The following is a 13,361-nucleotide window of genomic DNA, read 5'->3' as shown; positions in this document are numbered from 1 at the left end:
CACGCTCACGGTCGCCACCGAACGAACGGCCACCACGGTCATCGCGGTTGAAGCCGCCACGCTCACGGTCGCCACCGAACGAACGGCCACCACGGTCGTCACGGTTGAAGCCGCCACGCTCACGGTCGCCACCGAACGAACGGCCACCACGGTCGTCACGGTTGAAGCCGCCACGGCCACCGCGGTCGTCACGGTCACGGTTGAAGCCACCGCGCTCACGGTCGCCACCGAACGAACGGCCACCGCGGTCGTCACGGTTGAAGCCGCCACGGCCACCGCGGTCGTCACGGTCACGGTTGTAGGCGGGGCGCTCGCTGCGGGCCTCGCGGTACGACGGAGCGCGGTCCTCGGTCACCGGCGCGGCCTCGGCGGCCGGCTGCTCGGCGGTCTCGGCACCGGCCTCGGCGGACGCCTCGTCCGTCTCGACCTCGTCCTCGATGCCCAGCTCGGCACGCTCACGGGCGGCACGGGCGGCCAGGCGGTCGGCCTCCTCGCGCAGCTCGTTGGCGCGGCGCTGGGCGCGCTCCAGCTCACGGGTGAGCTCGGCGACCTCGCGCTCGGCGGCGCCGGCGATGCCGGACGCGCTCTCGGCCTGCACCTCGACCAGCGAACGGGCGCCGGTGATCTTGGCGACCTCGGCGTCGAAGGCGTGGTCGAGGATGTGGCGCGAGGCGTCCACGCCCGCGTCCTCCATCAGGCGGAACACGCCGCGGCGCTGGTGCGGCAGCACCAGGGTGACGACGGTGCCGGAGCGGCCGGCTCGGGCGGTACGGCCGGAGCGGTGCAGGTAGTCCTTGTGGTCGCCGGCCGGGTCGACGTTCAGCACCAGGTCGATGCCGTCGACGTGGATGCCACGGGCGGCGACGTCGGTGGCGACGACCACGTTGAGGTAGCCGTCCTTGAAGTCACCGAGGACCCGGGTACGGGCGCCCTGGGTCATACCGCCGTGCAGCGCGTCGGCCTTCACGCCGGCCTCCAGCAGCTGCTGGGCGACCCGGTCCGCGCCCATCTGGGTGCGGACGAAGATGATGGTGCGGCCCTTGCGGGCGGCGATCGCGTTGGTGATCGGCGCCTTGTCCTTGGGCTTCACGACCAGGATGTGGTGGGTCATGGTGGTCACCGCGCCGGCCGACGGGTCGACCTCGTGGGTGACCGGGCTCTTCAGGTAGCGCTTGACCAGGGTGTCGATCTCGTTCTCCAGGGTGGCGGAGAACAGCAGGCGCTGGCCGCCGGCCGGCACCAGGTCGAGGATCTCGGTGACCTCGGGCAGGAAGCCCATGTCGGCCATCTGGTCGGCCTCGTCGAGGACGGCGATCTCGACCTCGTCCATCTTCGCGGAGCCGCGGTTGATCAGGTCGCGCAGGCGGCCGGGGGTGGCGACCAGCACGTCGACGCCGCGCTCCAGCGCGTAGATCTGGTTCGACATCGAGGTGCCGCCGCAGACCACCTTCAGGCGCAGGCCGAGCACCGAGCCGAACGGCTCCAGGGCGTCGGCGACCTGCATGGCCAGCTCGCGGGTCGGGACCAGGATCAGGCCGCGCGGGTGCTTGGCCTTGGTGCGCTCGCCGCCCGCCAGGCGGGTCAGCAGCGGCAGGCCGAAGCTCAGGGTCTTGCCGGAGCCGGTGCGGCCACGGCCCAGCACGTCCTTGCCGGCCAGCGCGTCCGGGATGGTCGCGGCCTGGATCGGGAACGGGGTGGTCACGCCGCGCTTGGCGAGCGCCCGGACGACCTCGTCGTGCAGACCGAGGTCACCGAAGGTGATGGTCGGCTCGGCGTCGGCGGCGTCGGTCGCCTCCGCGTCGGTGTCGGTGGCGACGTCGCCAGCGGCGTCGGTGAGCTCGGCGAGCTCCGCGTCCAGCGTGTCGGTGTCGAGAGAGTCGGTGTCGGCGGCGTCGGAGCCGTTCGCGGGCATGGCGAAGCGGGCGTCGTCAACGAGAGACATGCAAAACCTTCCGGAAGTGGCACGCGCCAAAGTCCGGGGGTCTGTTGGAAATACCGCCTCTATGCGGTCAGCCACGGATCGCCGGAACGCGCCAAGGGCGCTCAAAGGTGTGAGGAGCGCCAGCCAAATAGGATCAAACGAACGATCTACCACCATAGGGGAACCTACGGATCAGAGGCAAATCCCCTGGCCAGCGCCCTGAACCAAGGCCCGGCCCGGCACCCGGGGCACGCTCCGGACACTGCGGGCGCGAGCGCTCCGGCCCTTCCCGCCGAAACGTTCCGGGCCTCCCCCGCCGAAGCACTCCGAGCCTCCCCCGCCGGAGCGCCCCGAGCCTCCCCGCCGGAGCGCCCCGGGTTCCGCACGCCGGGCGCGCCGGGCGCTCCAGCCGCACAGCCGGAGCGCGACGGGCTCAGTGCGCGCTCGGCGACTCGCTGGGCTCCGCCGGCGTCCCGCTGGACGTCGGCGACGGCCGCACCGAACGCGAGGGCTCCGGACTGCTGGGCTGCGGGATCGGCGAGGACGCGCCGCCGCTGCTCGGAGCGGGCGCGGGCGTCCCCGGCCCGGCGGGCGTGCCGGTCGGAGCCGGCGTGCCCGCATTCGCCCCAGGCACCGGCACGGGGGCGCCCTGCACCCCGACCGCCGGCGGAGTCGGCCCGGGAGCATGCCCGCCCGGGGACGGGGCCGCGCCGGGTGACGCGCCGTCAACACTCAGCGTGCCGCCCCGCTCCCCGTGTCCGCCGCCCTGGTGGCCGCCGGTGCCGACCCCGGCCTTGAGGGTGGTCGCCGTCCCCGCGCCGGTCGGCTTCACCCCGCCCGGCCCGGCCGGCGGCTGCGCGCCCACCGACATGCAGCCGCTCAGTCCGAGCACGGCGATCGCCGCCATCGCCGCCCCTGCCGCCACCCGTCGCCGCGCCGACCCAACCGCCATCACCGAGCCACCTCCCGCACGGCCCGCCCGGGCCGCCAATCGTTCTCGGGTGCCCAACGCGCGTCCGCCCCGCCGGGACACGGGCAACCTCCGACCATCAGCCGCGCACGCCCCGCGGCGCGCGCACCGGCGCGGACCATCTGGCGTCCCGTCAACGGACCTCCGACAATGAGCGGGTGGAGATGACCAGGGACGAGTTCGAAGCGCTGGTGTCCGACGCACTGGACCGGATTCCGCCGCAGTTGGCCGCGATGATGGACAACGTGGCGGTCTTCGTCGAGGACGAACCCGACCCCGCCACCCCCGACCTGCTCGGCCTCTACGAGGGCATCCCGCTCACCGAGCGCGGGGAGTGGTACGCCGGCGTCCTGCCCGACCGGATCCTGATCTACATGGGCCCGACCCTCCGTCACTGCGACTCCCGCGAGCACGCCGTCGAGGAAGTCCGCATCACCGTCATCCACGAAGTAGCCCACCACTTCGGCTTCGACGACGACGAACTCCACGACCTCGGCTGGTCCTGAGCCCCGCCGCGAACCCGCCTCACAAACCCCGCCGCAAACCCCGCCGCGCCGACCACCGGAAACCGTTTTGGCGTTCCCGCCCGGCATCCCATATGCTTCTCGACGTCCCCGAACGCCGGATGAACCGGCCGGAAGGGCCGCAAGCCCTCATCGTCTAGTGGCCCAGGACGCCGCCCTTTCAAGGCGGTAGCACGGGTTCGAATCCCGTTGGGGGTACGCAGTACCGTAGTAAGGTCCTGTGCGGAGCAATCCGCATGAGGTCCCGTGGAGCAGTTGGTTAGCTCGCCACCCTGTCAAGGTGGAGGTCGCGGGTTCAAGTCCCGTCGGGATCGCTCGTCTCGCAAGAGACGGTGCAGTACGGCCAGGTAGCTCAGTTGGTACGAGCGTCCGCCTGAAAAGCGGAAGGTCGCCGGTTCGACCCCGGCCCTGGCCACTGCCAGAAGCCCCCGCAGCGCATCGCGCTGCGGGGGCTTCTTCGTTCCGGCGCGGCGCCGAATTACCCTGCGAGTGTTACCCGACTCACACCAGGAGCGCCGCGCATGAAACCGGAGCACTTCGCCCTCCTCGACGAAGCTCGCCGGAGCCTGCCCGACGGCTTCAAGGTGGAGATCTCGGGCGACACCATCGTCATGACGGTCGGCCCTTCGGGCATTCACCAGCGGAACCTGCTGCTGGTCCGCCGCCAGTTCGACCGGTACGCCCCGGTCGAACTGCTGCCCAGCGAGAACACCGATCTGGTCTCGCCCCGGGTCGGCAAGAGCCGCAACCCGGACCTGACGTACCTTCCGGGCGAGGCGCTGGAGACGGCCGACAACCAGGTTCCGGCCGAGCTCGCCGCGATCGCCGTCGAGCTGGTCTCCCCCTCGAACCCGGAGAACGGCTGGGTGGGGAAGGTCCGCGACTACCCGTTGATGGAGATCCCGCTGTATCTGCTGGTCGACGCCGGGCAGAAGACCGTCACCCTGTTCAGCCGGCCCGACGGCACGAAGTACCACCGCCGCGAGGACATCGAGTTCGGCGAGACGCTCCGCATCCCCGAACCGTTCGACTTCGAGCTGACGACCGGCGACCTGCTCCCGTACTGACGCGCGGCCCTGCGTGGCTCAGGCGGTCGCGGGCGGCCAGGTGCCGGACAGGGCCTGGCGGGCGAAGGCGATGACGTGGGCGCGCAGGTCGGGTTGGGGGGTGCCGAGGATGAGGCGGGTCATGGTGGGGACGGCGGTGGACCAGGCGGCGACGCCGATCAGGCTCAGCAGGCAGGCTGCCACCTTCGGGGACGCCTCGGTGCCGAAGGTCTCGGCGAGGGCGGCGACCTTCTTCTCGTAGTGGGTGACGCGGTAGGCGTCGTTCGGGAGGGTGCTGTCGCCGCAGTGCAGGCCCTCCCAGAGGAAGAGCCGGACCAGGTCGGGGTTGGCCTGGTGGAAGTCGTAGACCCGCGCCACGTAGTCGACCGGGTCGCCGCCGGGAAGGAGCGGGACGGCCTCGGCGAGTTCGTCCAGGGCCTGGGCGACGACCTGCTCGAAGAGCTTCTGCTTGCTGCCGAAGTAGCCGTAGATGCGCTCCTTGTTCACGCCGGCCCGGTCCGCGATCCGGTCCACGCGGGCGCCCGCGATGCCGTGGGCCGCGAACTCGTCCTTGGCGGCGGCGAGGAGTCGTTGCTTGGTGGAGGTCGCATCCTGCGTCATGCGCTCAGCGTAGGGCGGCGAACGCTTCTTGCCAACCAACTGGACGGTTGACACCCAACCGGTTGGTTGGGTACTTTCTAGTCTCCGCCGGGTAGCCCCCGCGCCGCCCAACGCCCCACCGCACCAGCCGAGTTCGCCACCCCGAGGGGAGTGCACCGCCATGTCGACCACCCTGCCCGGCCCCGCCGCGGACACCATCGACGCCGCCATCGACGCCATCGACGCCGTCGCGCAGCCGAAGCCGCAGCCCCCGCACCCCACGGTGCACGTCCGGGCCCTGATCACCTGGCTCGCCGTCTACCCGGCGATCACCACCGCGCAGCTCCTGCTCGGCCCGTCGCTGGGCGGCCTGGCCGTCCCGCTGCGGGTGCTGGTGATCACCGCCCTGGTGGTGCCGACCGTCGTCTACCTGCTCGTCCCGGGGCTGATGAAGGTCCGGGCCGCCGTGCACCACCGCCGCCGCCGCTGATCATCGCCGCAGCGCCTTGCGGGTGTTGCGGACCCGGAGGTGCGCGCGCTGGACGGCGGCCAGGGCGTGCAGCCGGCCGGCAACGGTGAGGCGGTACTTGAGGCGCAGGAACGGCGGGAGTTCGGCCAGCAGTTCGGGGCCGATCGCGCCGAGCAGGCGGGTGACGTGCCGGTGGTAGGCGTACCGGTAGTCGTGGTCGCCGTCGGGGACGGTCCAGAAGAACATCGGGACCTCCTCGACCAGGGTGTTGCGGTCGTAGGCCCGCAGGTGCTCCCGGAAGGCGGGTTCGGGGCGGTCCAGCAGCCAGCCGCGGACGAGTTCGATGGATCGCACCCGGTCGGCCAGGCCGCGCGGGTCGGTGCGGCGCTGGGTGATGGAGCGGTCGCCGTCCTCGCGGATCCGCCAGTGGTAGACCGGCTCGGACAGCACGTCGACGCTCTTCGCCAGGAAGTGGTGCGGGACGCTGACCGGGGCGTCCTCGTACAGCATGCCCTCGGGGTACTCCAGGCCCGCCGCGGTGAAGAAGGAGCGCCGGTAGACCTTGTTCCAGGCGGTGCGGTCGGTGACCAGCGCGGGCAGTTCGCCGATGTGGGTGCGCAGCCGGGTCTCGGCGAACGGGCGGCGGTGCGCGTGCGAGGGTTCGAGCCCGGTGCTGCGCAGCCGCAGCGCGTTGCCGGCGGCGAAGTCGGAGCCGGTCTCGTCCAGGGTGCTGATCATCAGCCGGTAGGCGTGCGCGGGCAGTGTGTCGTCGCTGTCGACGAACGCCAGGTACTCGGTGCCGTCGGCGAGCCGGCGCACACCGGTGTTGCGGGCCGCGCCGAGGCCCCGGTTGGGCTGGCGGACCAGCCGGAAGCGCGGGTCGCGGGCGGTGTACCGCTCGGCGACGGCGGCGCTGCGGTCGGTGGAGCCGTCGTCCACCAGGACGCATTCGAAGTCGGTGAAGGTCTGGGCGGCGATCGAGTCCAGACATTCGGCGAGGTACCGCTCGACGTTGTACACCGGGACGACGATGGAGAGTCGGGGGGCCATCGGCTGCGCGGCCTTTCGGGCGGGGCGCGCCCGAATGGTGCTGGCGGACGGGCGCCGGGCGAGGTCGCGGGGAGCGTATCGACGCGGAACAGCCGTACCGGAAACGGAAGGTGACGCACTGCGGGCGGAACGGGAACACCCGGTTGCCGACCGTGCGCACGGTGGCGCACGGCAGCCCGCCGAACGGGCACCGCTGCCCACCCCCGTGGGGCAACGGTGCCCGAGCATCAGGGTGCCGATCCTGCCGACCGGGGCCACGCTGTGTCAACTATCGTGGATTCCAGAGTGACGAACGGACGCCCGGAGCGGCCCATCCGCACGATTTCGGCACGGATCCCCCAACGATCGTGCAGAGCAAGGCAGTCGAGGGGATACGCCCGGGGGTACGGACCCTCTATGATCCGGCACATGCCCACGGACTCCTCCCGCGCCGAAGCACCGGACTTCGCCAGTCGCTTCCGGCGTCTGATAGCGGTGATCTACCCCAAGGACCTCGGCCGGCCCTGGCGGGACTCCGAGATCGCCGAAGGCACCGGGCTGAGCGGCACGTACATCGGCAACCTGCGCAAGGGCACCCAGAAGCCGAGCCTGGAGAACGCCGTCCGGATCGCCAAGTTCTTCGGTGTCCCGCTGGACTACTTCTCCGACTCGGAGACCGCCAACGCGGTCGAGCGCGACCTGCGCAAGATCGAGGCGCTGCGCGACGCCCGGGTGGAGCGGATCGCCATGCGCGCGGCCGGCCTGCCGCCGGAGATGCAGGACGCCGCACTCACTATTGTGGAGCAGTTGCGGCGGGCCGTCGGCCTGCCCGCCGGCCAGCCGGACGAGGCCGGCCCGGTGACATGACGGATCGTCAGCAGGTGCCGCTGGGACACTGGCGGCTCCCGGAGGGGGTCGAAGTGCGAGGTGTGGGAAGCGGGCTCGGGCGGACCCGTCGCCGGATGCGGGCGGTCGCACGCGAACTGCGTCTGCCGCCGCTGAGCACCGTGGAAGAACTGTGCGGCGCAGTCTCCGCCCATCTGGACCGGCCGATCCGGATCGCCCCGCGCCGGATGCGGGTCGGCGAGCCGTCCGGTTTCGTGGAGCGGCTGCCCGACGAGGACGTGATCCACGTCGAGCAGGAGACCTCCGGACTGCACCGCTCGCACATCGTCTGCCACGAGCTGGCGCACCTGCTGTGCGGCCACCTGAGCGCGCCGCCACTGCCGGACGAGGACCCGGCCCTGGTCGAACTGCCCACCATCGACCCGGAGATGCTCCGCCTGGTGCTCGGCCGCTCGCACTACGACGACGCGGCCGAGGAGGAGGCGGAGGTGCTCGGCGCCGAGCTGATGCGCGCACTGGTGCTCGCCCCGGGCGTCGGCACCACCTCGCAGCTCGCCCCCGCGCTGGAGCACCGCAAGGGACAGCATGTCTGAACTGCCCTACAACCTCGTCTACTTGGTGATCGGCGGGGCCGCCTGGGCAGTGGCCTGGCTGAAACTGCGGGCCTGGCGGCGCGACCCGTCGTTCGGCCTGCTGGTGGTGACCCTGGCGGTCGCCTCGCCGGCCACCGCCTTCCTGCTGGCCTCCCCGCTGCTGTACCGGGCGGTCGGACGACTGACCGGCGTCGGCAACCTGGCCACCCTGCTGGTCTACCTGGGCGTCGTCGGCTTCTCCGCCGCCGCCATGGTCCTCGCGCTGGTCTGGGCGCCGCCGGAGGAACGCGCCGGCGACCAGGTGTGGGCGCCGCTCGACGGCCGGCTGCGGCAGCGGGTGCGCCGCCGCACCGCCGTGTTCGCCACGCTGGTGCCGGTGCTGGTGGCGCTGTTCCTGATCGGCGGGCCGTACCGGCCGGAGACCCCGCTCACCTTCGACACCACCTTCGCCCCGCGCGCCGCCACCGCCCTGTTCCTGGCGCTCTACCAGGGCCTGTTCGCCTATGCGCTGATCGACATCGGCCGGGTCTGCCTGGGCCACGCCGCCCGGCTGCCCGCGGGCTGGCTGCGCCGCGGCATCCGGCTGCTGGCCTCCGGCGCGCTCACCGCCTGCGGCTACGTGGTGTGCAAGATCGCGGCGCTCGCCCTCGGCAACGCCGGCGTCGACGGCGTCGAGTGGCTGAGCACCGCGCTCGGCCCGGCCTTCGCCGCACTCGGCGCGGTCGGCATCACCCTCGGCTTCGCCGGCCCGGCCGGCGCCGCCTGGACCAGCCGCCGCCGCGACTTCCGCGCGCTGCGCCCGCTGTGGGACCTGGTCTACCGGGCCGACCGCCGGCTCGCCCTGGAGGGCCCGCCGTCGCCCGCCTGGCGCGAACGCGTCGCGCTGCGCGACCTGGAGTGGCGCACCACCCGGCGGGGCCTGGAGATCCGCGACGGCCAGCTGACGCTCCGCCCGTGGATCGACCCGGCGGCGGTCCGCGGCGCCGAGCGGTTCGCCGAGCAGTCCGCGCTCGACCCCGACGAGCGGGATGCGCTGGTGGTCGCCGCCGCGCTGCGCTCCGCGATCGACGGGCTGGCCGCGAAGGCGGTGCCGCGCCCGCGCGAGGAGCAGCCGGTGCTGCCCGGCCTGGACGCCGACCCGGCCGAGGAGCGCGCCCACCTGGTGCTGGTCGCCTCGTTCCTGCAGTCCCCGCTGCTGGAACGGGCGTTGGCCGAGCAGTCGTGAGCGCCGAGGCCGCCGCGCCGCCCCGGGACGCGTTCGCCGCGCTGGTGCTGCACCGGGCCCCGCAGCGCGCCCGGGTCGGGCTGACGCTCGGCTTCGTGCGCACCTTCGCCGTCCCGGAGATCGCCGAAGTGCTGGTCGGGACGGGACGGTTGACGTCCGCGCCGAAGGCCCGGGCGAAGGCCACCGGCGCCATGATGTTCGCGCTGATCGGCCACGGGGTGGACAGCGAACCCGGCCGGGCGATCGTCGCCGAGCTCGCCGCCATGCACCGACTGCCGGGCGTGGACGCCGAGTTGATGCGCTACGTACTGGCCTGCTTCACCGTCTGCCCGGTGGAGTTCACCGCCCGGAACGGTGGCGTGACGCCCGCCGAGCGGGCGGCCGCGTTCGCCTTCCAGGCCGAGTTGGCGGCCGCCCTGGAGCTGCCCGCGCTGCCCGGCCCGGACCTGGCGCGGATCGCCTCCTGGATGCGGGAGTTCGAGGCCGCCCGGTTCGCCCCCAGCGACGCCGGCCGCACACTCTGGCAGGCCGTCTCCGGCCTGTTCGCGGCCCGCCTGCCCGGCCCGCTCGCCCGGCACGCCCCGGCCTTCGCCACCGCCCTGCTGGACGCCCCGCTCCGGGCCGCCTTCGGCGTCCCCCGCCCCGCCTGGCCACTGCGCGCGGCCGCCGCCACCGCCTTCCGGCTGGCCCGCTGACCGGCCGCCCGACGGCTCACTCGCGGTGCAGGAACTCCGCCCGGATCCGCCCTCCGAGGGCGGGCAGCGCGCACAGCCCTGCCACCGTCGCACCGAACAGCGCGATGCCGGCCACCTGGGCGACACCGGTCAGCGGGATTCCACCCGACGTGCCGCCGGTCCGCGCATAGGCCCGGCCGGTCACCAATGCCAGGCCCAGCGCGAGAGCGATGCCGCTTCCGTACGGAATCAGGACCTGGAACAGCTGGGCCAGCCGCATCGTGGGCAGCGGCACCCCGACCACCGCCTGGAGCGCCACCTCCCGTCGGCGTTCGACGGCCCGGTCGATCGAACCGACCGTGACCGCGGCGCAGGAAATGCCCAGCACGAGCAGCGTCCCCAGCGTCAACAGGGCGCGGAACAGCGGGAACTGGTACTGCGCCTCCAGTGCGATGTCCGGAACGCCCACGGTCAGGCTCGGGTCCACCCGGGCGGCCGCCGCGTCGAGCGCCTCCAGCGTCGCCGGTGCGCCGTCCGTGGCGATCAGGTACGAGGTGGCCGTGCGGGCGTCCGCGGCCAGGCCCGGCGTGGTGGGCGGAATCATCAGGTCCGCCGCGACCGGGGAGCCACCGGAGACCGCGTTCGGGTCGGGCAGGGCAAGAGCGGCAGTCGGCGCGGTCACCTGGACCGGCTGGTCCTGGGCGCTCGAGGGCACCAGCGTGATCGGCGTCCCGGAGTCGGCGGGCACGGCCGGCCGCGCCGGTCCGGCGAACCAGTAGGGAGTTCCCTCCGCGCATCCCGCTGGGGCCTTCTTGACCACTGCGGACAGTTCCGCGCAGGTCAGGGCGACCGCGCTGTGGAACTTGTTCGGCATGCCGCCGACGGCGGGCGGGCCGCCGGCCGTCGCGATCTCCCCGGCGCCCGCCTGCCCGGCGCCCACCTGCTGGAAGTCCGTCGGCGTCTGGAGCCGGCGCACCGGCACCACCGCTCGCACGCCGGGGACGTGCGCGAAGACCTCGGCGTCCACCGGTGCCCCGGCGCTGGTCCGGGCCGGTCCCTGGTAGACGCCGGACGCCATGAGTTCGCGCCAGGACCCGGCCGCGGTACGGTCCTGCACCGCGGCGAAGACCGACTGCCCGAACGTCCCGGCGAAGACCAGCAGCACCAGCCCGGACACCACCCGCGCCGCGCCCGCCGCCTCCGACTCGAGCCGCCGCGCGCCGAGCAGGACGGCCACCGAACGGGCCGTGCGCCCGAGCAGCGCGCCGACCTGACGGGCGATCAGCGGAGTGCCCGCCGCCAGGCCCACGAACACCAACAGCAGTCCGGCCGCCATCGTGAACAGCATCGACGTGTTGGGATCGGTGCGCCCCGGCGGACTGCTGAGCGCCGCGTACCCGCTGATCGCCGCTCCGAGCAGCAGCGGCGCCAGCCGCCAGAACGACGGGGGCTTGGGCACCGCGTCGGCCCGGGCGGCCGTGAGGCTCGCCGTCGTCCTGCGCACCGCGATCGCCCCGACGGCCACGGCCAGCACCGGGACCGCCACCAGCAGAAGCGTCGTCTGCCACCACGGGGGCTGCAGGTCGGCCGTGAACCAGCCGTACCCGGCCACGGTCCACCCCTCGGTGAACGGCACCAGCGCCTCGAACGCCGCCAACCCCAGCAGCGCCCCCAGCGAGGCGACCACCGCGCTCTCCCCCGCGTTCACCACCTGCGCCTGGCGAGGCGTCACCCCCAGCAGCCGGAGCGCCGCGAGCCTGCGGTCCCGGGTCGCCGCCGACAGCCGGGCGCAGGAGGCGAGGAACAGCAGGACGGGCGTCAACACGGCGATCACACCGACGATCAGCGTGATCGCGTTCTTCCGGGAGTCCGAGACGTCCCCGGCCCCTGTCACCACGGCCGGACCGGTGACGTTCCGCGCCTGCGGTCCGTAACCGTCGGGCACCTGGACGAACGCCCCGGGCGTGCCGGGGACACCGACATAGGCGAGAAGTTCGTCCGGCTGCATCAGACCCTGGTCGGCGATCGTCCCCACGACCCGGCCCGGCAACCGATCACGCAGCGCCTGGTTGTCCGGCTCGTCGTACAGGGCGCGGAGCGCCGGGGACAGCACCACCTCACCGGGCGCGGGCAGCGCGGCCAACCCGGGCGGCGGAGCGACGGCCAGGCCCGCGCCGACGAGCTGGCGCTGCACGGGCTTCCCGTACCAGCTGTCGGACACCGTCTGGCCCGGCAGACCGCAGCCGGCCGCCGGCCGGCCGTCCGCCGCCGCGCAGACCACCGTCCGCGCGTCCGCCCGGGCGAGACGGTGCTGAAGCATGCCCGGGACGGCGATCGCCAGCAACAGCACGACCACACCGAGCCCCGTGCCGCCCGCCATCAGGCCCACCCGCGCCCACCCCGAGCGCCCGTAGCCACGCACCAGGCGGACTCCCAGCAGCAGCGGGTACAGCTTGGCCCGCATCACACCCGCTCCTTCGTGCCGACCACCCGGCCGTTGCTCATCACGATCTCCCGGTCCGCGCAGGCGGCGACCCGGGCCTCGTGCGTGACCACCACCACGGCGGCCCCCTGGTCCCTGGCCGCCGTGGTCAGCGCCTTCAGCACCCGCTCGCCGTTCACGGTGTCCAACGCGCCGGTCGGCTCGTCCGCGAACACCACCTTCGGCCGGTGGATCAACGCCCGCGCGACTGCGGCCCGCTGCGCCTGACCGCCGGAGATCTGGGCCGGTCGCTTGCCCGCCAGCCCCTCGATCTCCAGCCGCTCCAACGCCTCGCCCGCGTCCCTCGCCGCCTCCCGGCGGCTCGCCCCGGCCAGCCTCAACGGCAGTGCGACATTCTCCAGCACCGACAATTCGGGGATGAGTTCGCCGAGTTGGAACACGAACCCGTAGTCCTGCCGTCGCAGCGCACTGCGCGCAGCCTCCGGCAGCCCGTCGACCCGCCGACCGTCCAGCCGGACGGTGCCGCTGTCCGGTGCGAGGATCCCCGCCAGACAGTGCAGCAACGTCGACTTCCCCGACCCGCTGGACCCCGTCACCGCGACCACCTCACGCGGCGCCACCTCGAAGGACACCCCGTCCAGTGCCGCGGTCGTACCGAAATTCAAGCGAAGTTCCTCTGCCACCAGAAGACTCATCTGCCGCTCCTCCCCGATCCCAGAACGTCCCTCCCCGATCTTCACACCGCCAAGAAGATCGTTTTACCGATTCACCAAGTGGAGGGTCCTGCTCCGATCGCGGCGTTGAGTATCCAGCCACTTCGATGAAAGTCCGCCGATAGACCTCGGTCGAGATTCCGAGAGCATGGAACGTGGCACCAGCAATCACGAACTCCCGCCGCCGGAAGGCCTGGTGGCCAGGACCGGCCTCCACCTCGGCTTCGATCCCACTGTCGGACCCGGGGGCGGAAATCCTCGCCATGATCTCGGAGTAATCGCCGCGCAGCTCCCTGATGACAGCCAAG

The 13,361-nt window shown here is 73.0% G+C and carries 13 protein-coding genes and 3 tRNA genes; 10 read left to right on the top strand and 6 right to left on the bottom strand.

Annotation, left to right across the window (positions count from 1 at the left end):
• Nucleotides 1-1,942: DEAD/DEAH box helicase (locus ACIQF6_RS30205; RefSeq protein WP_400900632.1), on the bottom strand; the 1,942-nt coding region annotated here is incomplete at its 3' end.
• Between the two features lie 412 nt (nt 1,943-2,354).
• Nucleotides 2,355-2,873 (bottom strand): hypothetical protein, encoded by a 519-nt coding sequence (locus ACIQF6_RS30200; protein ID WP_400900630.1) that lies wholly within the window; start codon nt 2,871-2,873, stop codon nt 2,355-2,357.
• Between the two features lie 182 nt (nt 2,874-3,055).
• Between ACIQF6_RS30200 and ACIQF6_RS30195 the strand changes: the two genes are divergently transcribed.
• The 5 genes from ACIQF6_RS30195 to ACIQF6_RS30175 all read left to right on the top strand — a co-directional run bounded on the left by ACIQF6_RS30195 (nt 3,056) and on the right by ACIQF6_RS30175 (nt 4,482).
• Nucleotides 3,056-3,397, top strand: a complete 342-nt coding sequence (locus ACIQF6_RS30195) for a metallopeptidase family protein (protein ID WP_400900799.1) — start codon at nt 3,056-3,058, stop codon at nt 3,395-3,397.
• Between the two features lie 143 nt (nt 3,398-3,540).
• Nucleotides 3,541-3,613, top strand: a tRNA-Glu gene (locus ACIQF6_RS30190).
• A gap of 42 nt (nt 3,614-3,655) precedes the next feature.
• Nucleotides 3,656-3,729 (top strand) — tRNA-Asp (locus ACIQF6_RS30185).
• 27 nt (nt 3,730-3,756) lie between these two features.
• A tRNA-Phe gene (locus ACIQF6_RS30180) sits at nt 3,757-3,830 on the top strand.
• A 106-nt stretch (nt 3,831-3,936) separates the two neighbouring features.
• Complete coding sequence (locus tag ACIQF6_RS30175; protein ID WP_400900628.1) at nt 3,937-4,482, top strand: Uma2 family endonuclease; 546 nt, start codon at nt 3,937-3,939, stop codon at nt 4,480-4,482.
• 18 nt (nt 4,483-4,500) lie between these two features.
• Here ACIQF6_RS30175 and ACIQF6_RS30170 read toward each other — a convergent pair whose 3' ends face one another.
• Nucleotides 4,501-5,082 (bottom strand): TetR/AcrR family transcriptional regulator, encoded by a 582-nt coding sequence (locus ACIQF6_RS30170; protein WP_400900626.1) that lies wholly within the window; start codon nt 5,080-5,082, stop codon nt 4,501-4,503.
• Between the two features lie 160 nt (nt 5,083-5,242).
• On the opposite strand from ACIQF6_RS30170, the gene ACIQF6_RS30165 reads away from it, so the two are divergent.
• Nucleotides 5,243-5,551: a hypothetical protein gene (locus ACIQF6_RS30165; RefSeq protein WP_400900624.1), complete on the top strand. Its 309-nt coding sequence runs from the start codon at nt 5,243-5,245 to the stop codon at nt 5,549-5,551.
• On the opposite strand, the gene ACIQF6_RS30160 is transcribed toward ACIQF6_RS30165, so the two are convergent.
• Nucleotides 5,552-6,580 carry a glycosyltransferase family 2 protein gene (locus ACIQF6_RS30160; protein WP_400900622.1) on the bottom strand — a complete coding sequence of 343 codons (1,029 nt, stop codon included), beginning with the start codon at nt 6,578-6,580 and terminating at the stop codon, nt 5,552-5,554. It abuts the gene before it with no gap.
• Nucleotides 6,581-6,988: 408 nt separating this feature from the next.
• Here ACIQF6_RS30160 and ACIQF6_RS30155 point away from each other — a divergent pair, with 408 nt between their 5' ends.
• The 4 genes from ACIQF6_RS30155 (at nt 6,989) to ACIQF6_RS30140 (ending at nt 9,918) form a co-directional block, all read left to right on the top strand.
• Nucleotides 6,989-7,426, top strand: a complete 438-nt coding sequence (locus ACIQF6_RS30155) for a helix-turn-helix domain-containing protein (protein ID WP_400900620.1) — start codon at nt 6,989-6,991, stop codon at nt 7,424-7,426.
• Nucleotides 7,427-7,521: 95 nt separating this feature from the next.
• Nucleotides 7,522-7,998 carry a toxin gene (locus tag ACIQF6_RS30150; RefSeq protein WP_400900618.1) on the top strand — a complete coding sequence of 159 codons (477 nt, stop codon included), beginning with the start codon at nt 7,522-7,524 and terminating at the stop codon, nt 7,996-7,998.
• Complete coding sequence (locus tag ACIQF6_RS30145) at nt 7,991-9,223, top strand: MAB_1171c family putative transporter (RefSeq protein WP_400900616.1); 1,233 nt, start codon at nt 7,991-7,993, stop codon at nt 9,221-9,223. The genes ACIQF6_RS30150 and ACIQF6_RS30145 overlap by 8 nt, the downstream gene beginning before the upstream one ends.
• Nucleotides 9,220-9,918, top strand: a complete 699-nt coding sequence (locus tag ACIQF6_RS30140; RefSeq protein ID WP_400900614.1) for an oxygenase MpaB family protein — start codon at nt 9,220-9,222, stop codon at nt 9,916-9,918. The genes ACIQF6_RS30145 and ACIQF6_RS30140 overlap by 4 nt, the downstream gene beginning before the upstream one ends.
• A 16-nt stretch (nt 9,919-9,934) precedes the next feature.
• Here ACIQF6_RS30140 and ACIQF6_RS30135 read toward each other — a convergent pair whose 3' ends face one another.
• Nucleotides 9,935-12,361, bottom strand: coding sequence for an FtsX-like permease family protein (locus tag ACIQF6_RS30135; RefSeq protein WP_400900612.1), 2,427 nt, complete (start codon nt 12,359-12,361; stop codon nt 9,935-9,937).
• On the bottom strand, nt 12,361-13,035 hold the full coding sequence (locus tag ACIQF6_RS30130; RefSeq protein ID WP_400900610.1) for an ABC transporter ATP-binding protein: 675 nt from the start codon (nt 13,033-13,035) through the stop codon (nt 12,361-12,363). Before ACIQF6_RS30130 ends, ACIQF6_RS30135 begins: the two co-directional genes overlap by 1 nt.
• Nucleotides 13,036-13,361 lie beyond the last annotated feature (326 nt).

Source organism: Kitasatospora sp. NPDC092948, from assembly GCF_044754805.1.
In the GTDB taxonomy this organism is placed as follows: Bacteria; Actinomycetota; Actinomycetes; order Streptomycetales; family Streptomycetaceae; genus Kitasatospora.
The sequence above is the reverse complement of the archived record's forward strand: the minus strand, read 5'-3'. Positions and strand labels throughout refer to the sequence as shown.